Source organism: Symplocastrum torsivum (assembly GCF_059505465.1).
The window spans coordinates 19476-42691 of record NZ_JCACKQ010000028.1; the positions used below are offsets into that span (position 1 = coordinate 19476).

Annotated in this window: 25 protein-coding genes; 14 read left to right on the top strand and 11 right to left on the bottom strand. The window is 45.5% G+C overall.

Annotated features, from left to right (window positions below; all coding sequences use genetic code 11):
• Nucleotides 1–3 precede the first annotated feature (3 nt).
• From AC5JL3_RS09550 to AC5JL3_RS09560, 3 genes are read right to left on the bottom strand one after another with little or no spacing between them, the layout of a single operon-like run.
• Entirely contained in the window at nt 4–2070 is a 2067-nt protein-coding gene (locus tag AC5JL3_RS09550) for an AAA family ATPase (protein ID WP_496074262.1), read from the bottom strand.
• Complete coding sequence (locus AC5JL3_RS09555; RefSeq protein ID WP_496074263.1) at nt 2067–2315, bottom strand: hypothetical protein; 249 nt, start codon at nt 2313–2315, stop codon at nt 2067–2069. Before AC5JL3_RS09555 ends, AC5JL3_RS09550 begins: the two co-directional genes overlap by 4 nt.
• 20 nt (nt 2316–2335) lie before the next feature.
• Nucleotides 2336–3715, bottom strand: a complete 1380-nt coding sequence (locus tag AC5JL3_RS09560) for a DNA phosphorothioation system restriction enzyme (protein ID WP_496074299.1) — start codon at nt 3713–3715, stop codon at nt 2336–2338.
• A gap of 151 nt (nt 3716–3866) precedes the next feature.
• Between AC5JL3_RS09560 and AC5JL3_RS09565 the strand changes: the two genes are divergently transcribed.
• From AC5JL3_RS09565 to argG, 6 genes are all read left to right on the top strand, one after another.
• Nucleotides 3867–4205, top strand: coding sequence for an Rpn family recombination-promoting nuclease/putative transposase (locus AC5JL3_RS09565; RefSeq protein WP_496074264.1), 339 nt, complete (start codon nt 3867–3869; stop codon nt 4203–4205).
• Nucleotides 4162–4677: a DUF2887 domain-containing protein gene (locus AC5JL3_RS09570; RefSeq protein ID WP_496074265.1), complete on the top strand. Its 516-nt coding sequence runs from the start codon at nt 4162–4164 to the stop codon at nt 4675–4677. Before AC5JL3_RS09565 ends, AC5JL3_RS09570 begins: the two co-directional genes overlap by 44 nt.
• 158 nt (nt 4678–4835) lie before the next feature.
• Entirely contained in the window at nt 4836–5150 is a 315-nt protein-coding gene (locus AC5JL3_RS09575) for an ArsR/SmtB family transcription factor (protein WP_496074266.1), read from the top strand.
• A 128-nt stretch (nt 5151–5278) separates the two neighbouring features.
• Nucleotides 5279–5545 carry a hypothetical protein gene (locus AC5JL3_RS09580; protein WP_192217924.1) on the top strand — a complete coding sequence of 89 codons (267 nt, stop codon included), beginning with the start codon at nt 5279–5281 and terminating at the stop codon, nt 5543–5545.
• Between the two features lie 252 nt (nt 5546–5797).
• Complete coding sequence (locus AC5JL3_RS09585; protein ID WP_496074267.1) at nt 5798–6049, top strand: hypothetical protein; 252 nt, start codon at nt 5798–5800, stop codon at nt 6047–6049.
• A gap of 101 nt (nt 6050–6150) precedes the next feature.
• On the top strand, nt 6151–7389 hold the full coding sequence (gene argG, locus AC5JL3_RS09590; RefSeq protein WP_496074268.1) for an argininosuccinate synthase: 1239 nt from the start codon (nt 6151–6153) through the stop codon (nt 7387–7389).
• Between the two features lie 128 nt (nt 7390–7517).
• Here argG and AC5JL3_RS09595 read toward each other — a convergent pair whose 3' ends face one another.
• The 4 genes from AC5JL3_RS09595 to AC5JL3_RS09610 form a co-directional block, all read right to left on the bottom strand.
• On the bottom strand, nt 7518–8027 hold the full coding sequence (locus tag AC5JL3_RS09595) for an iron uptake porin (RefSeq protein WP_496074269.1): 510 nt from the start codon (nt 8025–8027) through the stop codon (nt 7518–7520).
• A gap of 153 nt (nt 8028–8180) precedes the next feature.
• Nucleotides 8181–8651 carry a hypothetical protein gene (locus AC5JL3_RS09600; protein WP_496074270.1) on the bottom strand — a complete coding sequence of 157 codons (471 nt, stop codon included), beginning with the start codon at nt 8649–8651 and terminating at the stop codon, nt 8181–8183.
• A 181-nt stretch (nt 8652–8832) separates the two neighbouring features.
• Nucleotides 8833–9486, bottom strand: a complete 654-nt coding sequence (locus AC5JL3_RS09605; protein WP_496074271.1) for a DedA family protein — start codon at nt 9484–9486, stop codon at nt 8833–8835.
• Between the two features lie 111 nt (nt 9487–9597).
• Nucleotides 9598–9846 (bottom strand): Ycf34 family protein, encoded by a 249-nt coding sequence (locus AC5JL3_RS09610; RefSeq protein ID WP_192217930.1) that lies wholly within the window; start codon nt 9844–9846, stop codon nt 9598–9600.
• A gap of 84 nt (nt 9847–9930) precedes the next feature.
• Here AC5JL3_RS09610 and AC5JL3_RS09615 point away from each other — a divergent pair, with 84 nt between their 5' ends.
• Nucleotides 9931–11193, top strand: coding sequence for a CCA tRNA nucleotidyltransferase (locus tag AC5JL3_RS09615; RefSeq protein WP_496074272.1), 1263 nt, complete (start codon nt 9931–9933; stop codon nt 11191–11193).
• 29 nt (nt 11194–11222) lie between these two features.
• Here the strand turns inward: AC5JL3_RS09615 and AC5JL3_RS09620 are convergent, their stop codons facing one another.
• Nucleotides 11223–12356 carry an RNA-guided endonuclease InsQ/TnpB family protein gene (locus AC5JL3_RS09620; protein ID WP_496074273.1) on the bottom strand — a complete coding sequence of 378 codons (1134 nt, stop codon included), beginning with the start codon at nt 12354–12356 and terminating at the stop codon, nt 11223–11225.
• Nucleotides 12357–12397: 41 nt separating this feature from the next.
• Between AC5JL3_RS09620 and AC5JL3_RS09625 the strand changes: the two genes are divergently transcribed.
• Nucleotides 12398–12547, top strand: a complete 150-nt coding sequence (locus AC5JL3_RS09625; protein WP_496074274.1) for a DUF6364 family protein — start codon at nt 12398–12400, stop codon at nt 12545–12547.
• A 188-nt stretch (nt 12548–12735) separates the two neighbouring features.
• On the opposite strand, the gene AC5JL3_RS09630 is transcribed toward AC5JL3_RS09625, so the two are convergent.
• Nucleotides 12736–13830: an NAD(P)/FAD-dependent oxidoreductase gene (locus AC5JL3_RS09630; RefSeq protein WP_496074275.1), complete on the bottom strand. Its 1095-nt coding sequence runs from the start codon at nt 13828–13830 to the stop codon at nt 12736–12738.
• 79 nt (nt 13831–13909) lie between these two features.
• Between AC5JL3_RS09630 and AC5JL3_RS09635 the strand changes: the two genes are divergently transcribed.
• The 6 genes from AC5JL3_RS09635 (at nt 13910) to AC5JL3_RS09660 (ending at nt 20907) form a co-directional block, all read left to right on the top strand.
• Complete coding sequence (locus tag AC5JL3_RS09635; RefSeq protein ID WP_496074300.1) at nt 13910–14752, top strand: YaaW family protein; 843 nt, start codon at nt 13910–13912, stop codon at nt 14750–14752.
• A gap of 26 nt (nt 14753–14778) precedes the next feature.
• Nucleotides 14779–16125 carry an O-antigen ligase family protein gene (locus AC5JL3_RS09640; protein WP_496074276.1) on the top strand — a complete coding sequence of 449 codons (1347 nt, stop codon included), beginning with the start codon at nt 14779–14781 and terminating at the stop codon, nt 16123–16125.
• A gap of 116 nt (nt 16126–16241) precedes the next feature.
• Nucleotides 16242–17309 carry a hypothetical protein gene (locus AC5JL3_RS09645; RefSeq protein WP_496074277.1) on the top strand — a complete coding sequence of 356 codons (1068 nt, stop codon included), beginning with the start codon at nt 16242–16244 and terminating at the stop codon, nt 17307–17309.
• A gap of 250 nt (nt 17310–17559) precedes the next feature.
• Nucleotides 17560–19779 carry a GspE/PulE family protein gene (locus AC5JL3_RS09650; protein ID WP_496074278.1) on the top strand — a complete coding sequence of 740 codons (2220 nt, stop codon included), beginning with the start codon at nt 17560–17562 and terminating at the stop codon, nt 19777–19779.
• 209 nt (nt 19780–19988) lie between these two features.
• A complete protein-coding gene (locus tag AC5JL3_RS09655; protein ID WP_496074279.1) occupies nt 19989–20549 on the top strand; it encodes a J domain-containing protein in 561 nt (186 codons plus the stop codon).
• An 85-nt stretch (nt 20550–20634) separates the two neighbouring features.
• Complete coding sequence (locus tag AC5JL3_RS09660; protein ID WP_192217935.1) at nt 20635–20907, top strand: DUF3143 domain-containing protein; 273 nt, start codon at nt 20635–20637, stop codon at nt 20905–20907.
• Nucleotides 20908–21038: 131 nt separating this feature from the next.
• On the opposite strand, the gene uppS is transcribed toward AC5JL3_RS09660, so the two are convergent.
• Together uppS and cdaA are read right to left on the bottom strand one after the other, a co-directional pair.
• The gene (uppS, locus tag AC5JL3_RS09665; protein WP_496074280.1) at nt 21039–21788 is read right to left on the bottom strand and encodes an undecaprenyl pyrophosphate synthase; all 750 of its coding nucleotides are present in this window, start codon (nt 21786–21788) and stop codon (nt 21039–21041) included.
• Complete coding sequence (gene cdaA, locus AC5JL3_RS09670; RefSeq protein ID WP_496074281.1) at nt 21785–22720, bottom strand: diadenylate cyclase CdaA; 936 nt, start codon at nt 22718–22720, stop codon at nt 21785–21787. The genes uppS and cdaA overlap by 4 nt, the downstream gene beginning before the upstream one ends.
• Between the last annotated feature and the right edge of the window lie 496 nt (nt 22721–23216).

Below are 23216 nucleotides of genomic sequence, written 5' to 3' on the forward strand. Positions count from 1 at the left end.
TAGCTAGAAACCATAATCTACCTCTACAATTTCTGTATATTCAAACTCACTAAGGCTTTGCTTTACCAAAGGATATTGAACTCCGCCTAACTCAATTGCATCTTCTTCACAATCAAGCTTAGGAGAGTAGTAAGTCAGAACATATTGTCTACCAATATGATTCGCCATTTCTTCGTCAACTTCTCCCCGCCACTGGGTTTTAGTCACTAAAACTACTAATTGATTTGCCAACTGAGGAAGTGTCTTTGCAATTTGCCTACGATAGATTTCGTCCAAACTCCCAAACGGTGAATCCATGACAATAGGAAAGGTGCTACTATCGGGTCCCATAAGGGTATTGTCTTGAATCCAGTCCCGTACTTGGTCAATAATGGCACCAATAAATGAGAGGCTTAGGATTTGATTCTCGCCAGTAGAAGCTGCAACAATTGTTTCTGTGCCTATCGTGGTTTCCGTTAGCGTCAGCTCATATTTATCACTTAGCTTAGGAATGTAAGGAGTGAAAGAAATTGAGTTAAATATCTCCTGAACTCGCTTCTCTAAGGAAGAACGAAACTGGATGTCCAACCGGGACTTTACTTCTATCAATCGCTCAATCGATTCTTGAGTAGCCGCAATCCGCCGTTGGGCAAGAGATTGCTTAGTTTCATTCATTTTGTGCTTAGCAATCTGCTTAACTTTTGCTTCAATGTCATTGGCTATTCGAGAAATCTGCTGCTGATTTGCCCCAGTTTCTAAAGTTAAGTCACGAATCTTTTCCTCCGTCTCGTCCAGGCGTTTTTGTAGTTGACTAATATCTTCGTTAGGAAAGCTCCTCAGCTTTTTCTTAATATCGTCCAGTTGCGTCTCAATTCCAGAGAGTTCAGCCCTCCATCTGGCAATATTGTCTTGCTGTATATCAACTTCCTCCCAAAAGTCAGGTACTTGCTTATCAATTTCATCTACCTGAACACTCATACGAATTGCTGTTTCCTCAACATCAGCAATTCCTGCTTTATCCATCCAAGCTGACACTTGCTGATGGGCATGGCTTCCCTCAATGAGTTCTGCACCACAGATACAGCATTGCTTCTTCAGCAAATCATCAACAAACTGCCGTTTAATTCCTCCGGGTAACTCCCCTCTCTTTCGCAAGTCATCAACAATCGCTCTAAACTCTGCCGTTGCCTCCGAAAGCAAAGCCGTGTAACTTCGTGTAGAGATTGCTCGTTTAAGAGCCTCTTTAGCCTGTTGAAGTTGTTCTCGCAATAGCTTCTCTCTAGCTTCAAGCTCGTCTCGTAGCTGTTGCAACTCCTCAGCACCACTTAGTTCTAGTAAGCGGTGTCCAAGAGTTTTCTTTAACTCTTCTTGATGTTTTGATTCTTTTGTAATTTCAACTTGTCGCTTTGAGAGATGTTCACTCTCTTGTTCTAGTTTAGCTTGCTCTTTTAACAGGTTTTTTGTTTCAGAATCTCCAATGAATGCAAGTTCTGACTCCAGCGTTTTCCTTGCTTCTTTGAGATGCTTAACAGAACGATTTAGCACCTCTACTCCCAGAAGTGTTTTTGTCGCTTCAGCAATTTCTGATTTTTTATCAGAGCGAACAATCTGCTCAATTCTTTCCCCATCAAAAAAGAAGTATTGATGCAAGCTAGTAGGTAAAATTCGACCAATAATATCCTCTGGTAGTTGTTGAGGCAATAACCAGCGTCCATCATCTCCCGCGATTTGGAGATATAATTCACTCTTGCTTTGCTCAACTCCAGTCTCCGTCTTGTAAGCACGGCACAAACGTCTCGCTTGATAACGCCTGTTATGATGATCAAAGCCCAGTTCTACCCAACAGTCTACTGATTCTTTGAGTTTGGCTTCTGCGATCGCACGTTTATTGACTAATTGCTCTTCCGAAGCAAAAGCAGCAGTAAATTTCTCATAGAGTACCCAAGTAAATGCATTCAGTAGCGTTGTTTTACCTGCTCCATTATTACCATGAATAATTGTTGTATTCTGTTCCCCAGATGCAAGTAAAATCTCCGGAGTTTTGCCATAAAACTGACGGAAGTTAAATAGTTTAATTGATGTCAGCTTCATTGCACGGCTTCCTTGATGATTTTTAAAATATCTTCATTAATATTTCGCGGAAACTTCATATACAGCTTATCTTTTTCAGCTTGCAATACCCGTTCAATAATTTGGCGGACTTCTGGCGAAGCACTTGTAATTGGTTCTTGAACATCACTAAGATTAATAGTGGTGTTATAAGAAGAACGCTTTTCGGCTAAAAGATTCGATACAACTGCTGTTGCGTCATCTAGATATTTAAAGGTCATAACCATATTGAGATTTTCCTGATACTTCACATATCTAACAGCCCATATCTTTTTTGAAGCTGTAGAAGTTTAATCCTAGCTTCTCCGGCATTATCTGCTAAGTCAGCAAACTCTAAAAAGCGCCTTAACTCTTTTTTCAGCAGATTGCGTTCGACTTCCAGCGTTTCTCGTCCTAAATCTGGCGGCAAAACGATCATGTCGAACAAAGTAGCGCGTTCCTTGCCGGGATGTGGACGCAAAACTCGCCCCCGTCGCTGAATAAACTGGCGTGGATTGCCGCTACTTGCAAGAATGACAGCCGTTTGAACAGCAGGGATATCAACGCCTTCATCTAAACATCGAATTGCTACTAAACCTTGCAACTGTCCAGTTTCAAATTGACGGCGCAACTCTTCCCGTTCAGACAAAGGAGTTTCGGCAGTGTAGGTATTGATTCGATAACCCAGTTCTGTGCCCAATAGCCGTGCGACTGCTGCCAACTGACGGTTACTTTCTTCTGTCACTGCCCCTTCTATTGAACCGTCTCCACAATAAAACAGAGTGTGGCTAGTATCCAAACGCCTAACCATTAGCTGCTGCAATGCTTTTAACTTATTAGCAGCTGCCCCAATTAACCGAGAACGTTGCATCAATAATGAAGTTAGCGTGTCATTGTTCTCAATCTTTTCATTTTCCTCATCCATCAGCGCCCAGCCAATCCGTTTTGTCAACTTGGCATAAGCACCTGTCTCGGCTTCGGTTAATTCCACCAGTACAGGGTAGTAAAGATAGTGAACAAGCGCCCCTTGGCGAATTGCATCAGCGAGGGTAAGTTCCGGTTGTAAGACAGAACCAAAGTAGTCAAATATAGCGTCAGTTCCATCCTCGTCAAAGTAACGTTCTGGGGTTGCCGACAATGCTAAACGTAGCCCAATGTTACGAGGTAAGCTTTCTTCTAAACGTCGGGAACCCAGGTTATGTGCTTCATCGCCGATGATTAGGGTTTTATTAGGAAAGTACTTTAGCTGGGATTGCAATCCTTCTCCAATGAGAGTTGCATTGGTAGTGATTATGCAAAGAAAAGGCTGATTACCAGCATGGATGTTGTAAAGCCCCGTGGAGAGTTGATTTTGCCAGGTACGGACATTCTCAAAAGCTAAGATTGGCTCTAATCCAAAATTCTGGCATTCTCTTGCCCATTGCGTTACTAAATGGCGGTAGGGGCAGACAACAAGCAATACCTGCAAGCGAATTTTTTGGTACAGTTCAGTTGCGATCGCTAATGCTGTAATTGTCTTCCCACTACCCGTCGCCATCTTCAGCGTCCCCCGCCCCTGGTTCGCAAACCAGTTCTCTACAGCTTGGCGCTGATACTGCCGCAACTGAATAGATGGCGGTAGCCTTGGACATCTGGAAGGGGGTTGCAGATGGTAACTCCCCTTAGCTTCAGCTACCGATAAGAGCTTGTTTATCGAGTAATTATCATCCTGTACAGGATGATACCCTTCTTGCTGAGATGGGACTTTATAACCATTCTTTGAGAACAACTTCACTATCGAACTGCCCCTGACATCAAAAGTGAAAACCGATACCCTGTTCTATCAACTATTTCAGAATTTTCCCAGTATATTCTTTGAACTGATCGGACAGCCGACAACTGATACAAGCATTTACCAGTTCACCGCACCAGAAGTCAAACAACGAGCATTCCGGTTCGACGGCTTGTTTCTGCCTCTAGCTGACTCCTCCGAACTACCAATTTATTTTGTCGAAGTGCAGTTCCAAAAAAAGCCGAAATTTTATTCTCGCCTATTTGCAGAGATTTTCCTTTACTTCTATCAATATGAGGTACCGACTGAAGAATGGTACGCCATTGTCATCTACCGTCGCCGTAGCCTTGAAGTCCCACCCCCCTAGGCGATATGGGGAATTAATGGAGCATCGGGTACAACGGATTTACCTTGATGAAATTGGGCAGGAAGCAGAGCAGTCTATCGGTGTCGGGATAGTACAGTTAGTCGTAGAGTCGAAAACGACAACAGGCAACCTTGCCCGACAGCTAATCACTAAAGCAAGACAGGACTTGCCAGATGCTACTCTCCAGCAACAAATCATAGAATTGATAGAAACAATCGTTTTGTACAAATTTCCCAATCTAAGCCGTGAGGAAATAGAGACTATGCTGGGATTGAGCGAATTGAAGCAAACCAGAGTTTATCAAGAAGCCCTTGAGGAAGGTCTTGAGCGGGGAGAGTTACGGGCTAAGTTAGCAATGGTGCAAAAGCTACGGCAACGCGGGTTCAGTGTTGAGGAACTAGCAGAACTGTCAGAGCTAGATGTTAAAACTATTAGGCAAGTAGCAGCAGAACAAAGAACAAGTCCTGAATAGTTGTTTCCTTTTACGGGAATGACCTTGACCCAATAAGCGATCGCTATCTAGAACATAGCAACTTGACAACCAGCGAATCTAACCGCATTATAGATATATATCAATATTCAAATAAATCAAAAGAATTTAGTTCTGTATTCACTCTATGGAAGTGAAGGATGAATATCACCCAATTTTCTCGCACGGCTAAAGCGTTGTCCGACCCACGACGCTTTGAAATCTTAGAAGCGATCGCATCGACAGAAGAGTCAGCCTGTTCAGCACTTGTCGAACAGTTTCCAATTTCCCAAGCGACAGTCTCTCATCACCTCAAAGAATTGGCTAATGCTGACTTAATCAGCGTGCGTCGAGAAGGACAGCATTGCTACTACCAATTTTGCTCACAAGTGCTTGACCAATACATTGAAGAACTACAGCGGCGTACAAGTGGAAGACATTTCCAAACCATAGAGCATAAGGTAGTTGCTCATTAGAGCTTTTTCAATGAACGGTAGCAGAGGTCAGACTCAGATTTGACCTACACTCAATTTAGACAAATATCTATTTGTCGATGATGAGGATGTGACTAATGCCCAAAACCTAAGACACGCGGTAAACAACTATGCTGATGAACGTTCTTTTGCTCTCAATAGGTCTGTGGGCTGTTTGGACTGGTATTAAAGTCTGTGAACAAGTCCATGGAATTGCGCTGGTCTTGACTGGATTAATTGTGCTGGTTTGGGGATTGACTGTATCTCCCCTATGGCTCCAAATCTTGGTTGAGGTTGCCTTGATTGCTCTCGGTCAATTCTTGTATAAGTTGTACGCCAAGGAATTTCTCCGCAATCGTAGAAGATACACCAAGCGTTTAAGCGATTGCACTCAGTAAGTGGATCAGTGTCTCCTTGAAGAAAGACACCACACCCATGCCTGAAAGTCTCCAAATATCGACAATAGGCACTTCTTGAACTTGAATCTGTAAGCTCCTTTGCTCCCGTTAATCGTATAGTTAGCGGGAGCTTTGCACAGTTGGATATGCTTTAACGCAGGATAAGCCGTTTGTTTGTTTATCCTGACCCATTTCCTAAGTACACAACCAGATACAATATTTCATTCAATCGTTTTCCAGGGTGAGACGTTAATGGGTTGTGCTGAAAAAGTTGTACTAGCCTACTCAGGCAGAGTAGATACCTCTGTATGTATCGCTGAACTCAGAGCGGATGAAGAAATTGACTGGATGACACAGGCGATCGCATATACTCCCCCCCGGAGCCAGAATCTTTTGAAGTTGGCTTTAACCAAGGCATTTTCACGACAATTAACACGGCACCCTCAACCCTGTGGCGCTAAGTCGTCAACTCAATCAACGCCTGCGATTTATGGTGTCAGGTGAGTTAATTTAACAACTCCCTACCCAAGTTCATCATTAATTGAAAAACATACTCAGCTGCGAGTGTGCTTAGTACGAGATGTTACTTAAAAGGAAAATTTGGCATGAAGGCTCAAGATTTAAAAGGAAAAACCATTGCATTTGCTGGCTCCGGTGGTCTTGATAGCTGCACAATAAGCCGTTGGCTCACAGATCAGGGAGTACAGGTCGTGTGTTTTACCGCCGACCTAGGGCAACCTGATGAAGATGATACAGAAGCCATCAGAGAGCGGATGCTTTTATCGGGGGCAACAGATTTTGTCTTATTACCAGCACGAGAAGCCATAGCAGAAGCAGGTCTTAGTGTCATTCAATCTCAAGCTTGCTATGAAGGGCGCTACTGGAATACAACAGGAATCGCCAGATGTGTCCTGGCGAAAGCCATGATCCAACAGATGCAAGAGAGAGGACTGACCATATTCAGCCATGGAGCAACAGGACGTGGCAACGATCAAGTCCGCTTTCAACTCATTGCCAATATGCTTGCTCCGGATTTTGAGGTATATGCTCCCTGGCGCGACGAGGAATTTCTAGCGCGTTTCCCTGGTCGTAGTGAAATGATTGACTTTTGTCAAGAAAAAGGACTCTCTGTCACGGCGACGAAGGATAAACCTTACTCCACGGATGCAAATCTGCTCGGTTTAACCCATGAATCAGGACTCCTGGAAGAGTTGACAACACCTGCCCATTTTGTCAAGCCAATCATGGGTTGCTATCCGGTGGATGCTCCAGATGAAGCAGAGGAGTTCACCGTGCACTTTGAGCAAGGTCGCCCAGCTTCGGTTAATGGTAGTTCTGTAAACTTAGTTGAGGCAATTCTTCAGACCAATGCGATCGGTGGGAAACATGGCATCGGCATCGGCACTCACTTAGTCGAGAATCGCTTTGTCGGGATTAAGTCACGAGGGGTGTATGAAAGCCCAGGTGTAGAACTGCTGGGAACTTGCTATGCATTTCTACTACAACTGATTTTAGATCGCCGTGCGCGTGAGTTCTATGACCAGCTATCTCTATTAATTGCCAAGCAGATTTATCAGGGATATTGGTATGACTTAGCGACTCAGATGGCACTCCAAGCGATTCAACCCATAGCCGAATTAGCAACAGGAACGATTACAGTCTCCCTTTATAAAGGAAATATCTCGTTTATCTCAGCAAGTAATACGCCTCATTCCCTATATTCAGAAGAAAATGCCTCAATGGAAGGCATCGGTAGTTATAACCATGCCGACTCTGAGGGATTGCTACGTGTGTTTGGTGTGAGTGCGCGTGTACTAGCGACAAGTGGTCAGATTAAGGGCTGAACCGAAGTCCTCTAACAAAACGTCTTTGAGTGCTATTGAACACACAAATAATGCACCATGAGGAAGGGTGAGAGGGATTTTCCAAACTGGGGGGAAACTCTCGCACCTGCTGGAATAGGGAGTAATCTCTATTGTCTGTTCTCGGTATCAACTCCATCTACTCGCATTTGTAGACGTTCTAGCTCTGTTCTCATGTTTTCTAGTTGTCGTTTCGAGACAGCTAAATCTTCTTGCGTAGCTAAATCGGCAGTACTGCCATTAATCAGTTGCTCAACTCGATTCAAGCAAGCATTCAACCCAGCCGCAAACTCATATCGGCTTATCGGTTGATTGCCTTGAAAGGTGCCATCGCCATATCCACCAATACAACCATAACCCTCTCCAGTAGAGGGTGAGGACTGAGACGTTGAGTTAGGAGAATTAACATCTGATCGCTCAGAAATTCCGGTTTCCTGAGTTGGGGTAGATTGTGCGATCGCTTCGTGGGTACTAGCCGATTGAACGGAGAAGGCAACCGTCTGATCTGAAACTTGCCTAGTGTCAATCTCGGCAGCAGTGGTACGGGTTGCCAGCAGGAGGCTAAAACCCAAGATGACTACACCAGGCAACTGTGTGTTCTTAAAAAACGTTGACATCATCGTTCAGTTTACAAAGGTGCGTTTTTGTCAAGTGTATTAATTTTGTTTGTCTGCTATGAATTAAGCGATCGCACCACAATCTCGTCCTTAGTAGGTACTTAACACTTATCAGGAGCCAATTTAATCTCTAGATCTTATTGACAGTTAAAACCATCAATTAGTTTCCTTCTTGATTTTTGGCTTATTCAACTCTCTACACTTCACCAAAGCCTGTTCATGAGCATCCTTGTACTCCTTACCGCCTAACATAACGTCACCATAATATTCATAAGGTGCTTCCCCATAAACAGGAAGTGGCGGATCGTCTGGATAGTCTTCTTTCGCTTCTTCTACAGCAGCTTTCAGTTCTTCAACACCAAGACGTTGTGCGGGGAAATAATAGCGTTCTTGAACATTGTCTCCTTGCTGTAGCCGCGTTGGGTCAACAAGACGATCATCAAGCTCAACCCAGCTATGTTCAATCGGAGTATACGGCTTTCCATCAACGACTAAAAAGCCTTGAACATACATTGAGCCTTCAAGCAGCAATGCGGCTTTGTAAGACTTGTTAAACGAGTCTTTTTCCTTACTTTTGATTTGGAGAGCGATTTCTCTGGAGAGGGCTGCATCTAACGGTTTGTTCATATCTGTTACCTTGAGTGTCACTCCTCAAAGTGTCACACATAAGAATACTCGTCTAGTTAAAGAAGCGTAGGCTTAAATAGTGTGAGGAGCAAATGAAATGAAAAAGCGCTTGGGGTCGAAACACGGCAAGACTCCCAGGCGCTTTTTCCATGATCAGCAAAAAATTCTCTTTCCCTATGCTTTACTCTCCTGGCGCTGATGGCTGCTCTCCAGCAGAGGACTGCTTGAGTTTACGAGACTCCAACCACATGGGAACAGCAATCCAAGCGATAACAAGAACAAGCGCAACGATCGCAAATCGTGCCACCCAGGAGACTAATTGCTCTAAAGGCACTACTCGTCCTAAAAAGAAGGACAACGTTACCATTACTGATGCCCAGAGAGTACCACCAGCTAAATTACATAAAATAAATTGTGGGTAAGGCATTTTGGCAATTCCCGCCATTGGTCCTGCGAAAATCCGCAACAGAGCTACAAATCGCCCAAAAAATACAGCTCTGGCTGCATTTTCACTAAATTGATTTTTCGCTTCTGTAAGTTGCTCTTCCGTGATGCGAAAAAAACGCCCTACTCGCACTAAGAAAGGCCAGCCTCCTACCTTACCTATCCAGTAGCCAAAGTTGTCGCCAATGACAGCACCTGCGATCGCAGTACCCAATACCAACCAATAATTCAGTTCGCCGCTACCAGCTAAGAAACCGCCCACCAAGGTGATCGTTTCCCCAGGTAGGGGAATCCCTGCACTTTCGAGAGCAATTCCCAAAAAAACAGCCCAGTAGCCGTACTGCCTCGCAATTTCCTGGATCGTCTCCAGTGAAAGAAACTCAAAAGACATCCAGCTTAGCCTTTACAAACATTCATCGCTTCTCACATCTTGGCGTGATCCCAGGAATTGTGTCAATAAATCGTAAGTAACAAGGTTCAGATTCCAAAGTGGTAGTTTCTGTTAGGTGGGAACTAACTCACCCGGACGTAGCTTTGCCCACTTCCCAGTTTCTTGCTTAAAGCTGAGGCAGCCGACAACATCCCATTCCATCTCCACATAATCTTGGTGGGGGCGGATGTTGACATTGATGCTGGGTTCAGTCGCTTCAAAATTGGGAGTTTCTGTCAGATGAGGCACCTCATGCTGCGTTTCTACAGCATGGTAGGTGGTGCAGCGGTCTACATAGTGGCAGTTAACGCAAATACACATTGCCAAAGACTCCAAGTCACCTCTTTAATCTAGCTTAGCCAGGACATTGGTTAACCTGTATTTGGATTGATTTTATTTAAGCTGGTGAACGTAAACCTAGACATCGCCTTCTCTGCTCTTTCTCCTCAAACCTGGCCCTTTAGCCAGGAGTGGCTACCGCCCCAAGCTTGCTTAGTTGGTGGTGTAGTACGGGATGCGTTGTTGGGAAGACGTGCAGAGTATCTGGACTTAGACTTTGTTTTACCCACAGATGCTATACAGACAGCGAGAAAGCTAGCTAATCACTACAAAGCTGGCTTTGTTGTACTCGATCCTCAAAGGCAGATTGCTAGAGTCGTGTTTGAGACAGCAACCGTTGACTTGGCTCAACAAGAAGGTGACAGCCTTGAGACTGACTTGCAGAGGCGGGACTTTACGATAAATGCGATCGCCTATAATCCTCATACAAAAGAACTCATTGACCCACTCCAAGGCATCGCTGACTTGCAAGCGGGTGTCATTCGGATGGTAAACGCTGCCAACCTAGAAGATGACCCATTACGACTCCTACGCGCTTATCGGCAAGCCGCTCAACTCGGTTTTAAACTTGAGTCAGAAACCCAGGCAGTCATTCGCCACTTAGCCCCCCTGCTAGGACAAATCGCAGCAGAACGGGTGCAAGTAGAGTTGAGCTATCTCCTCAAAACCTCTCAAGGAACACCTTGGCTCATAGCCGCTTGGAAGGATAACTTACTACAAGTCTGGTTCCCCGATTCAACCGCTCAAGGCATAGCCCAACTAGCTGCTATTGACCAAGCGGCTGCTGTATTGAGAGAAACTTGGATTGAACTAGGAAGAGAACTACAGGCGCCAGTCGGCGGGAAGTCAGTCTATTTGCTAAGTCTGGCGAAGCTGGCGAGTTTGTTGCCAGCTTCGCCAGAAACCGCTGAAGAGCAACTGTTGCGTTTGAAATACTCTCGTGCTGAGATTCGGGTTGTAGTCACAGCAATCAGACACTTGCCTCAACTGCTGTCCCATATCACCTCCCCAATGTCATTACGGGAGCAGTATTTTTTCTTTCAGGATGTTAAGTCAGTCTTTCCCGCCTTAGCGGTTCTAGCAATGGCAAGGGGAATGCTAGTTGATGAAATCGCACCTTTGGTCAACACCTACCTCAACCCCGATAATCAGGTTGCCCATCCGATACCCCTAGTTACTGGCAACGAGTTGATGAAAGCCCTTAACCTCCCAGCTAGTCGCCAAATCGGTAAACTACTCATAGAAATTCAGCTAGCACGCATTGAGAACAAAATCTCCTCGGTTGAAGAGGCTATTCAGTTTGCCGTCAAGCTTGTTGAGTTCCATTGAGCCACTCCCACGTTTTCTAAACGTGGGATTCAGGCATCGGACAAGGATTGCAGGAGTAACTCCTGGCTGACATCCTCTACGCCTAGGGTTGAACTCCCAACCCTTTTAATATTTATCGCGGCGTTTACATCTCGGTCATTAACTTGATGACAAGATGGACACCGCCAGCGTCTCACTGAAAGGTCTAATTCCTCTAAGACAAGACCACAGCAACAACAGGTCTTAGTGGATGGATACCACGGCTCAATATAAATGACCCGTTTCCCTTTTTTCTTTGCCACCCATTCTAGTACTTGAAAGAAATCCCCTAATGCTAAGTCGTTAACCTTGCGCCCCCATAGACGCTGCATTCCCTTCAGGTTTAACGTCTCAAAGCACAACACATCGAACTGGTCAGTCAACTTGTGAGCAAGCGTCCATTGCCAGTCACGTCTGCGGTTGCTAATAGCCTCGTGGCAACGAACCAAATGTTTTCTCGCCTGCTCTCGATTGTTTGACCCTTTGCACTTTTTAGAATGCTGTCGAGATGCTTTGGCAAGAATATTGAGGGATGATTTAAGGAATTCAGGTGACTCAATCTTGAACCCTTCTGAGCAAGTGAGGAATGTCTTCAACCCAAAATCAAATCCAGCTATCTTACCAGTCTCAAATGTGACTTCTGGCGTTGAATATCCGTCAACGACTACAACCATAAACAACTCACCTAATGCAGTGCGTTTGATGGTTAGCGTTTTGACAGTTCCTTCTATCTCCCTAGAGTTCCAATATTGATATACCCGACTACCTATCTTGACTCGATTGCCTCCTAGAAACTTGTAACCAGCCTGCTTAAGGGTGAATGACTTGTATTTCTTGACCTTTTTAAACCCTGGTGGTTTAACCCCCTTCTTGTGGTGCTGAAAAAACAATTGGTAGGCTTTATCAATTCGTTGGCAGATGTCTTGAACGGCTTGAGAACCTACTAATTGCCAGAAAGAACTACGTTTCCGTAGCTTAGCGGTATGTTTCTGAAGTTTCGCGCAGTTCAAGTGCTTGCCCCACATCCGGTAGTACCGACGATGCAACACGATGCAGTGGTTATAAATTACCCCAGCGGCGTTTATTGTCCGCTTGAGGTATTTATTCCGCTTGTGCTGATACAACTTGAACTTCAAGGTCTTCATGGTTTTAATGATACCATGTATCCATACATCGTATGGATTATATGAACAAAAAACCATTGAGCTTGCGAATTGAGGAAAGTCGCTTAGAAAAACTGAAACGGTACGCCGACGTAAAAAAGAAAACAATGACTCAACTGATAGAAGACTGGATAGATAGATTGCCAACCCCTACTGACACTGACGGCGCTTAAAAGCGCCAACGCTACGTCCCACCCTTAAAAGAGGTGGGCTTTGCTTGTTTTTCTGTAAGAAGTCGCGCCGAAATAACTTGCCTGTTGAGTTAGGGAAAAGGTTAAAGGGGAAAGGGAAGGGTTCCACATCAACCTTTTCCCTTTCTCCTTCTCAACATGGGTAACTTTTTTTCACGAGTCCTCAGCTCTTAAACAGCATCCCAAAAACGTTCTCCTGGTAAAGTTCGCTGTTGCAGTTGGTGATTCATCTGAGTAGCTGCTGCTAGCCCAGAATGTAAAGCACTCTCAGTCTGGTTACCACCACACCAATCGCCACAACAAATTATGGGGAAGGGTGTTGTGGCAGCAAGGTAGTCCATCGGTAAAGAACGTCGAGGAAAAGCATAGCGCCATCGGTGGACTTGTAACCATTTGGGTGTGTCCAGCCAGGGAATAAGCAACTGTGCAGCACGAGACAACATCTGGCGTCCAGCCGGGTGTAAGTCGGTAGCGTCTAAGTAACGGCTGGCAAAGTTAGCATTGCTTTGAAGGACAAAGATTGGTGTTGAGGTATCAAGACGCTTGCTACTATCTAAGCCAATCCAGGCTAGATCGGGGTCTTGGCTAAATGTAATAGATTGCCAAACTGGGTTTAGCTCGTCTAAATCTTTTTGTCGTTGGGCTGGGTAAAGTGCGATCGCACTTAGGCAAGGGTCAAACTCAACAGAGCGTAAACTATCTAAAAACGCCGATGGTAAACCCATACCTGCTAAGGGTTCCAGTATCAAAAGAGCTTGAGGCGCTGGAATGGCGACAACAACAGCTTTCGCCATGAGTTCAGTAGGTTGCTCATCCATTGGCTCTAGAGTAAGCTGCCAAGCTTTCTGTGTCGGCACCATTGCTTCTACTCGTCGGTTTAGCCAAATATCTAAACCAGTGGCAAGTACTTTAGCAACGGCTGTCATTCCTGCGGGTGCAATGTAACAAGTAACGGGTAAGGGATGCAACTCACTTCCAACTCCAGACTCCGGTTTTGCTGAATTGAGTTCGTAAGTTGTAGTAGTCCAAGTCCGGAGAATGTTGCGCTGTAGTAGTATTTCAATGAGTTGCTGTACCAACGTTCCTTGCGATTCGAGATAGCGCACTCCATGATCAGCACGGGTGTCATGTAGGCGTCGCGTCGCTACTCGCCCTCCGACACCACGGGATTTTTCTACGACGACAACACTATACCCAGCTTGGTGTAGCTGTTGGGCACAGGTGAGTCCTGCTAAACCAGCACCGATAATGGCGACATCAAACACGACTAATGCTCCTCGTGCATTGAGTTATTAGAAGTAGAATAATTGACAATACCGAACTGGGGTTATGGAGGGAACGACGTTGGATGAATTAAGAGCCGCATTAGACTTAGCGACAGAAGAAGAATTACAGCAGTTGACGGAAATCCTGTTTCGCCGTAAATTCAATCCTCTAGATTACGTTCAAACACCTGACCCACTGGATATTCAAAGCCAAGACCGTGAGGATTGGATGGATGCCATAGAGGAGCGATTTCGCTTTCTGGCAGCAGATGGCATGACGGTATTAAAGGGACGCACCAATGAATTTACCTACCGACAGGCGTTGATTCAGGTTTGCCATTACCTCAAGATTCCTTACTCGAAAAAGTTTGCAACTACTGAAATCGAGGCAGAGATATTCCTCAATTTGATGGGTCGAGCCTGGAAACGCTTACCTGCATCAGAGCGTAAATCCCTAACAGTGCGAGTACAGCGATCGCTTGCTCAATGTAATCTCTCTGAGCCGCTACCTGTCCATATCCAGCACAATCCTATGGCTTTACTGGTCAAAGGTGGCAGTGTGCTAGCGGTTAGTTCCATCCTGAAGCCGATACTGCTACAACAGATGGCACGTCAGTTTGCGATTCATTTTGCTACCTATCAGGTGGCGAAAGAAACCCTTGTTCAGGGCAGTGCGATCGCAACGGCACAGTTTCAGAATCAGTTGGCGCTGCAAACGGCAAAACGGGGAATGGCAATGAATGCGGCTCGCTATGGTGCGACTCGGAGCATCTTTGCCATGCTGGGACCGCTACTCTGGGGCTATTTCTTTGCTGATTTAGGCTGGAGAGCGATCGCAACAAATTACGGTCGTATCATCCCTACGATTTTTGCTTTAGCACAAATTCGCTTGACTCGTGCTGAATGTTGGGAGCCAGTTTAAAGTTGTTATTAGTTATTAATTGCTAGTTGTTAAAGGGAAAGCGTCGGTCATCTCATTCTCGCTCTTCAGCAGCATGGAATTTTGCACAACTGGGGCTGCTGGTTTTCCCCTTGATGCCTGCTTTAGGAGCGCTAGGACTATTTATTGCAATCATTGTCACTTGGAAGCAACAGCACCAGAGGATTGTTGCACGTCCTCTGAACTGGGGGCTAGCGATTTTGAGTGTCTGGCTGGTGGTAAGTTGCTGCTTTGCCTTTAAACCTGTTGAAGCTTTCCTCGGTTTAGCAAATTTTCTCCCTTTCTTCATCTTTTTTGCTGCCTTTAGTGTTCTGATTCAGACACCGGAACAGTTACGGCGATTGGCTTGGATTCTAGTTATTCCCTCCCTCCTAGTCGTTATCCTTGGTTTTGGTCAGCAGTTTTTGGGTTGGTCTAGTCCAGAACTAGTACAAGCTATCTTTGGTTGGGTGCTGGAAGCTAACGGCAATCCTCCAGGTCGGATGGCTTCGGTGTTTATGTATGCCAATATCCTGGCAGCTTATCTCCAGATGGTTTTGATTTTGGGGCTAGGGCTATGGATTGAGACGTTTCAAACTTGGCGACAGCGCCGAAATCAGTTTCCTTATCGGCTGTTATTTTTGAGTGTAGTGGTGATTGGTAATGCTCTTGCGCTTTTTCTGACCAGTTCTCGTAATGCTTGGGCGATCGCATTTTTGGCAAGTCTAGCCTTTGCACTTTACTTAGGTTGGCGCTGGCTCGTAGTAGGTGTTAGCGCTCTTGCTGCTACCATCCTTTGGGCATCTTTTGGTCCTGAATTTGGGCGTCAACCACTGCGTAGCATTGTCCCTGCATTCTTTTGGGTACGCCTTGCTGATCAAATCGAGCGACCTGTTGCTCAACTACGATCAACGCAATGGCAGTTTGCTTGGTCGATGACTCAGGAACGTCCCTGGCTAGGTTGGGGACTAAGAAACTTCACCCCACTCTACGAAGCAAAAATGCAGCTTTGGCTCGGTCATCCCCACAATATACTGCTGATGTTGACAGCAGAAACAGGGATTCCAGCCACCTTGCTATTTTGTGGCTTAATTAGCTGGATTTTGGCGCAAGCTGTCCTACTTATCAGCATCTGGTCAGATGTCGCACCATCAACAGCTAGGCTGCAATGGCATCAAGATAAATTAATTTTTTTCACTTATTTAGTCGCTTTTGCTGGCTGTACTCTATTCAATTTACTAGACGTAACACTCTTTGATTTGCGAATGAATGTACTAGGCTGGCTACTGCTTTCAGCGATTTGTGGCGTAGTTCACCATTACCAGGCACTTCTGCTTTGGAGACAGTTCGATAAAGCGGCTAATTCCAACCAATGAATAACTTTATTAAGATTAATACTTAATCACAAATTTACTTCTGTACGGATAGCATCAATCTATTCTTATTTATAGAATTTATATACCAACTTTTAATCTTCTTCTAGGCAAACAGTATGAGAATTGAAATGGTGGTGACTACAGCAGTGCTGTTCGCGATCACTCTAGCTGCTCCGGCTAAAGCAAGAAGTCCTGTTCATGCTGCACAACTGCTGGAAAATAAGCAATGCCAAAAGTGTGACTGGAGCGGAGCTGATGTGAAGGATGCTAGGCAAGAACGTAGAGAGCAACGCCAACAACTTCAAGAGGCTCGTCAGGAAGTCATAGAACAACGACAACAACTTCAAGATATTCCGCAAGATGCCCCCCAAGAACGAATAGAGCAACGACAACAACTGCAAGAGGCTCGCCAGGAAGTCATACAGCAACGCCAACAACTTCAAGAAGCTCACCAGGAAGTCATACAGCAACGCCAACAACCGCTAGATATTCCGCAGGAGACTCGCCAGGAACTCACAGAACAACGACAACAACTTCAAGAGGCTCGTCAAGAGCGCACGGAGCAACGTCAACAACTTCAAGATATTCCGCAGGATGCTCGCCAGGAACTCACAGAGCAACGACAACAACTTCAAGAGGCTCATCAGGAAGTCATAGAGCAACGCCAACAACTGCAAGATGTTCGACAAGATGCTCGTACAGAAGTCATAGAGCAACGGCAACAACGGCAAGCTGTTCGATCGTACTGGGAACCGGCGGATTGGCAGTATCAGAATCGGCAGTATGTTTATCCAGATGTTCGATTGCACTGGGAACCAGAGGATTGGCAGCATTTTTATCCAACTGTAACTGGAAGTCCAGCCTCGACCGTAAGCAGCATCAGGGTCGATTTTGTTTCTCTCACTAATGATCAGGTTACAGTTTTAATTGAAGGCGTGAATGGTAAACAGGAGCTTGCCTTCAACGGCAGTCAGACCAAGCAGACTATTCACCTTTCACCTGGAGTTCACAAGCTTTGGTTCAAAAACACTCAAGGTAGTTCATGGATGTCCGGCACTTTAAACCTTGGGTTGACTAATATGATTCAGATTAGATTTAACAAGGATCAGAGGCTAGTACAGGTTGGTAATGACCTGTTCTCTTGGAATGAAGATAGACATTTCTCCAATGAGTCTATTGACTAGAACAGATTCTTGTGGAATATCCAGATATAGCCAATAAAGAAAGGGATTCCAGCCACATTGCTATTTTGTGGCTTAATTAGCTGGATTTTGGCGCAAGCTGTCCTACTTCTCAGCATCTGGTCAGATGTTGCACTGCTTAGCTACTAGGTTTTGAATTTTGTAAATTATTGAATCGACATTCCTTAGTCCTGCTACGTTTTGCAAAACTATGATGCAGCATGGAATTATACCATCAAGTTAGCCTGATGCCATGTCTGTACCAAGTTATTTTTCTCCTGTTGCGAAAATATTAACTCAGTCAGGCTATGTTAACCCCACTCAGATGCGGCAGGCGATCGCAAAATTTCAGAAATCAGGCAGATCGATAGCACAAGGTGGTCTCTCTCTAATAGAAGTCCTCGAATCCATTACAAAGCAGCCATTGCCAGCGCATCTACGGCACCATCTACTGCATGACTTTTCTTGTTCTTCTTCTGCCTTTGCTGAAAAATTGATTCAGTCGGGTTATGTGAACCATGACCAGATGCAGCAAGCCTTAACAGAATCCCGTAAGTCAGGAAGACCGCTGATGGAAATTCTTGAGTCGATAACTGGGCATCAATTTCCACCTGACTTACTGCGCGATTCTAAAACACAACTGCTGTTTGAACTAAAAATTCTTTATGGTGTTGAATCTCTAGATTTAGAAATTAAGGAGATTAACAGACATCAAGTTGCTCAACTGATCGATACTTTCATTCCCGTTGATATCTGTAGTCGCTATCGACTATTACCCGTAGCGAAGAAGGAAACACAGCCACCAGCTATCTTGGTGGCAATGGTTGACCCCGATAATCTAGATGCTCAGGATGATTTAACGCGGATTCTGGGACCTCAAGGTATTGGCTTGCAACGGATGGTCATTACTCAAGAAGATTATCAGCAGCTAATTTCTAAGTACCTTGATGAACAACTTGCCCGTCAGAGGCAACTGGAGGTTGAAAAAGCGGTAGACGTTAAAGAAGACCTTGAGAGTTTTGACACATTGCAGAATGCACCAGATGAAGTTGAGGCGGATCTGGATTCCTCTTTGAAAGATGCCTCTGGTGCCTCGGTAATCAACATGGTTAACAAAATCATGGCGAAGGCACTGCAAGAGGATGTCTCTGACATTCACGTTGAACCCCAAGAAGATTCTTTACGCATTCGCTTCCGTAAAGATGGAGTTTTGCGTCAAGCGTTTGATTTACCCAAGAAAATCACACCCGCCATTTCTGCCCGCTTCAAAATAATGGCGGATTTGGATATCGCGGAACGACGACTGCCCCAAGACGGCAAGATCAGGCGGATGTTCCAAGGTCGTAAAGTGGACTTTCGGGTCAGTACCCTACCCAGCCGCTATGGTGAGAAAGTCGTTTTGCGGATTTTGGACAACTCAGCGACGCAGTTAGGTTTGGATAAGTTGATTACAGACGAGGAAACGTTGCAAATGGTCAGAGAAATAGTACACAAACCATTTGGACTCATCTTGGTGACGGGACCTACGGGTTCTGGGAAATCAACAACTCTATACTCGATGCTGGCAGAACGGAATGACCCTGGAGTCAATATCAGTACTGCCGAAGACCCGATTGAGTATTCTTTACCAGGGATTACTCAGGTACAGGTGCTGCGGGAAAAAGGAATGGACTTTGCCTCCATTCTCCGGTCTTTTCTGCGGCAAGACCCTGATGTCATTCTGGTGGGTGAGACACGGGACAAAGAGACAGCGAAAACAGCGATTGAAGCGGCTGTTACAGGACATTTAGTCCTAACAGTCCTACATGCGAAGGATACGGCTAGTGCGATCGCACGTTTAGTTAAAATGGGCGTTGAATCCTTCCTGCTTGCTGATGCGCTGGTTGGAGTTATCTCCCAACGTTTGTTGCGGCGCGTTTGTTCCAATTGTCGTATTTCTTGTGATCCCAGTGCGGCTGAACTGACCAGATTTGGTTTGTCTCCTGCGAGTGAAGGGGAAGTGACATTGTATAAAGCCAATACACTACGACACGAAGAAATTACCGAAGCTAGAGCCACTGGTAGACTTTGCCAACAGTGTAACGGCTATGGCTACAAAGGACGTGTTGCCGTCTATGAAATCATGCGCGTTAGCGATCGCATAGAAACTTTAATCATCGAAGGCGTTCCTACAGAACAGATTAAGGAAGCCGCAATGGACGAGGGAATGACAACATTATTAAGCTACAGCTTAAACCTTGTGCAACAAGGCTACACCACACTCGATGAAGTAGAACGGGTAACATTCACTGATTCTGGGATGGAGGCAGAACTCAAGGCAAAACGCAAGAGTTCTCTGAACCGTCACTCTTCCCCTAATGCCAATGTCGAAGCACAATCGACCAATCCTCGGCAGCGACTTCAAGAACTGGAGAAACAACTGGAGGCACTCACTCATCAGTTTCAACAACTGAAAAACGAGATTGAGAACTGATAAGAGTTGAATGCTCTTTTTCAAAAGCCTGTGTGCGCTCTTGCTCGAAAAGAAGCCAGCTTGCTAACGTAGCGCCGCCTCTTCGCTTCGCTTAGAATGATCGAAAACCCTTTAAGCAGAGGCAGGGTGGAAGTGCGGTGGCTCAAGATCGGGTAAGACAAACAATCAGGGAGCGCGTAACCTCAAATTCAACGAGTTATTACGCGCTAATGGGGTTACATCCTAGTGCCTCACCGCTGGAAATTCGACGTGCCTATCGGGAACTCAGTAAGCGCTATCATCCTGATACAACTGACCTCCCCGCTGAAACGGCAACTTCTAAATTTCAACAGCTTAACGAAGCTTATGCTACTTTGAGTAGTCCAGAGCGGCGAGTGCTGTATGACCAGAAGATTGGCTACTCAAGGCTGAATGTGATTCAAGCCCCTCCAGGCTTAGATGATTCAGTTAGACAACCTAAGCGAGTCTACAAGTCTTCGGCTTACCTTGACCCAACTGACCGACCTCTCTCGCCTGGTGAGCTTTTCGCACTATTCATTCTCGGCTTAACGTTTGTAGGTTGCTTACTACTAGCGATCGCGATTGGTCTAACACGAGGGGATTCAGCTTTCCAAGTCTCTCAACCTAACAGTAATCCCTCACCAACTCAACGACAGCAGAGGATACCAATCAATAATGTTGAACTTCAGCCACTCTCAGAAAAACCGTTGTTGACAACCAAAGCGCCAATAATTTCTGAATCAAGTACGTCGATAGGTATCACTCTATAAGCCGTCTGACAAGAAGCAACCTCTGACTACAGCTAGACATGATTCCTCGTCTCTTGTACCAAAAATTTATAACTCTTAACTCCCTATGACTCTTCCGTTAGCTGACACCCCTTTATATAACCATCCTCTTCATGAAATAGAGCAGTGGCTACAAGCACAGGGGTGTGAACAAGACCGTAATGATTTACACTGCTGGCGCGTTGAGCGACCAGATTGGAAAGCAGAACTCTGCCTGGAAGTTGAAGAGCTAACGGTGCGCTATCTTGAGGCAGGTGAAGGTAAGCGGGATATTCTACGCTCCTTCAAGTACTCTCTGACTCGTGAGGATGTAGAAGCGGCAGTTTTCTCTGGTCCTTGATTAGATTTTTGATTTTGGATTCGGTTAGTAGGTTAAAGCCAAAAGTTTGCGGGCTTTATCAGTAACCTTGTAATCCAAAATCCCAAATCTGTTAGCGGAACAGCTCCATTGGAGCTACTGCATCTAAAATTTCACACTTTTCCAAATCGGCGATCGCGTTGCTGATAGGCAGACAAAGCCTGATGAAACTGCACCCGGTCAAAATCTGGCCAAAGCGCATCTGTGATATAGAGTTCAGCATAAGCCATTTGCCACAACAGGAAGTTCGAGAGGCGCATTTCTCCACTGGTGCGGATGAGCAAATCAGGGTCACAGACATTGGCTGTATAGAGGTGACGTGAAAACAGCGCCTCATCAATCTCATCCGGTTGGAGGTGACCTTGCTGTACTTGTGTTGCGATCACACGGGCAGCGTGCAAGATTTCCTGCCGTCCTCCATAGTTGGTGGCAACAGTGAACTGAATGCCACGATTATTCTTCGTTTCTCGCATTGAGCGATCAATTTGTTCCTGGAGACTACGGGGTAAATCTGCTAAATTCCCGACAAACTGAATCCGCACATTCTCCTTCATCATCTCCTGGAGTTCTCGCATCAACACCCGCTCAAACAGCGTCATTAAGAAATCCACCTCTTCATGTGGACGTCCCCAGTTCTCTGTAGAAAATGCATAAGCGGTGAGGGCTTGAATTCCCCAATCATTGCAGCACCGTAGCAACCCTTTGAGGGCATCTACCCCTTGTCGGTGACCCATAATTCGGGGTAGGCCTTTACGTTTAGCCCAGCGCCCATTTCCATCCATAATCACTGCCACATGCCTGGGCAAACGGTCTTGGTCAAGGTCACTTGGTAATTCTTGTAAGATAGTTGGCATATAAGTCATTTCTTCTCTTGAGAAGTTGATGACGGAAGACGGAGTAAACGCAAAACCATTCTCCTTCCCTTAGACTTAATTTGGCGACCAAAACTGCGTAACCCTGGAGCGACTGCCTCACGGTCAACAGCGGTCGAAAATCTCGCCTCTAGCAACTCTTTCAATTTACTACTGGTTAATGGTCGGTTCAGGGTTCCTCTTTCCGCCAAAGAAATTGAACCTGTCTCTTCAGATACAACTATACAAAGGCAGTTTTCGACACGCTCTGTAATTCCCATTGCTGCTCGATGTCGGGTTCCCAGTCGCCGCGAAGCCGTGCGGTCTGAAAGGGGTAAAATTACACCAGCAGCAGCCACACGAGAATCACGAATCAGGACTGCCCCATCGTGTAACAGTGTAGATGTCTGGAAAATTGTCTGTAGCAGCTCTTTAGAAATCTCAGCATTAAGCTGAACACCCGGTACTGAAACATCCCGCTCATCAATCGGACCACTCGTCTCCATTATCATCAGAGCGCCAACCCGATTTTGGGATAATTCTTTAACAGCGTCCACAATTTCATCAATTACACTGTCTGGTTTTGGGTTTGGGCGTCGCCTCACTTGAAACAAGTGCATAATTTCTCCCCGCCCTACTTGTTCTAGAAAGCGGCGAAACTCTGATTGGAAGATCACAGCCATTGCCACGGCTGAACCAACCACCAACTTTTCTAGCACAAAACTCAACAGCGTCAGCCCTAGGCGATTACTGAGCGCTGCTGCCAACATTAGGACAATTAAACCCCGAACCATCCACAAGGTGCGGCGTTCCCCAATGATCAGGAGTACCAGATAAGTAAGCGCCAGAACCAATCCAACATCGATGCTGTGAAGCAACAAGGACTGCGCCCAGCTGGGGTCAGAAACAGGTCCCGACGACGGCGGCAATGACGACGGGGGCATTGGACTTTAATAAGATTAGCTATTTGGATGCTTGATTCTGGCTTGATTTTAGCGGGATAAAGCCGCCAGTTGTTAGGTATTCAGTCGGTAGGTATAAATCAATATCAGTTAAGGAGATTGTTCCTAATTAGTTTTTAGGTCTTGAACAAGTTGGAGCAAATGGCTAAAACGTCTTTATTACAAGACTTTTTAATCTACCACTCTCCAACCCGCAACCAATAACCACAAAACATACTGTTGTTTTGATTTATACCTAACGGCTTAGGAGTATGGATTTATTAACCTTCAATTCCTTGGTTAGGGGCAGGACAGGGCAATGCCCCTATAGGTTTTGAATTTTGTCAATTACAGGACTTACACAGTGAATCGTTAAAGCCTGGTTCTGTCGTAGGAGCAAGGCGCATTGCGTGTGCCCTTACAGTGTGTTGCCGTGCGTAAGTCCTGAATTATCTAATCCACGTTCCTTAGGCATAAACCGTTGGCAATACGATTGAGC

What these genes read in the sequence shown, in the direction of transcription:
- AC5JL3_RS09550 (WP_496074262.1), bottom strand. Translation starts at nt 2,070, where the DNA reads ATGAAGCTGACATCAATTAAACTATTTAACTTCCGTCAGTTTTATGGC.
- AC5JL3_RS09595 (WP_496074269.1), bottom strand. Translation starts at nt 8,027, where the DNA reads ATGATGTCAACGTTTTTTAAGAACACACAGTTGCCTGGTGTAGTCATC.
- argG (WP_496074268.1), top strand. Translation starts at nt 6,151, where the DNA reads ATGAAGGCTCAAGATTTAAAAGGAAAAACCATTGCATTTGCTGGCTCC.
- uppS (WP_496074280.1), bottom strand. Translation starts at nt 21,788, where the DNA reads ATGACTTATATGCCAACTATCTTACAAGAATTACCAAGTGACCTTGAC.
- AC5JL3_RS09620 (WP_496074273.1), bottom strand. Translation starts at nt 12,356, where the DNA reads ATGAAGACCTTGAAGTTCAAGTTGTATCAGCACAAGCGGAATAAATAC.
- AC5JL3_RS09555 (WP_496074263.1), bottom strand. Translation starts at nt 2,315, where the DNA reads ATGGTTATGACCTTTAAATATCTAGATGACGCAACAGCAGTTGTATCG.
- AC5JL3_RS09580 (WP_192217924.1), top strand. Translation starts at nt 5,279, where the DNA reads ATGCTGATGAACGTTCTTTTGCTCTCAATAGGTCTGTGGGCTGTTTGG.
- AC5JL3_RS09575 (WP_496074266.1), top strand. Translation starts at nt 4,836, where the DNA reads ATGAATATCACCCAATTTTCTCGCACGGCTAAAGCGTTGTCCGACCCA.
- AC5JL3_RS09600 (WP_496074270.1), bottom strand. Translation starts at nt 8,651, where the DNA reads ATGAACAAACCGTTAGATGCAGCCCTCTCCAGAGAAATCGCTCTCCAA.
- AC5JL3_RS09660 (WP_192217935.1), top strand. Translation starts at nt 20,635, where the DNA reads ATGACTCTTCCGTTAGCTGACACCCCTTTATATAACCATCCTCTTCAT.
- AC5JL3_RS09585 (WP_496074267.1), top strand. Translation starts at nt 5,798, where the DNA reads ATGGGTTGTGCTGAAAAAGTTGTACTAGCCTACTCAGGCAGAGTAGAT.
- cdaA (WP_496074281.1), bottom strand. Translation starts at nt 22,720, where the DNA reads ATGCCCCCGTCGTCATTGCCGCCGTCGTCGGGACCTGTTTCTGACCCC.
- AC5JL3_RS09645 (WP_496074277.1), top strand. Translation starts at nt 16,242, where the DNA reads ATGAGAATTGAAATGGTGGTGACTACAGCAGTGCTGTTCGCGATCACT.
- AC5JL3_RS09605 (WP_496074271.1), bottom strand. Translation starts at nt 9,486, where the DNA reads ATGTCTTTTGAGTTTCTTTCACTGGAGACGATCCAGGAAATTGCGAGG.
- AC5JL3_RS09650 (WP_496074278.1), top strand. Translation starts at nt 17,560, where the DNA reads ATGTCTGTACCAAGTTATTTTTCTCCTGTTGCGAAAATATTAACTCAG.
- AC5JL3_RS09655 (WP_496074279.1), top strand. Translation starts at nt 19,989, where the DNA reads ATGGGGTTACATCCTAGTGCCTCACCGCTGGAAATTCGACGTGCCTAT.
- AC5JL3_RS09625 (WP_496074274.1), top strand. Translation starts at nt 12,398, where the DNA reads ATGAACAAAAAACCATTGAGCTTGCGAATTGAGGAAAGTCGCTTAGAA.
- AC5JL3_RS09610 (WP_192217930.1), bottom strand. Translation starts at nt 9,846, where the DNA reads ATGTGTATTTGCGTTAACTGCCACTATGTAGACCGCTGCACCACCTAC.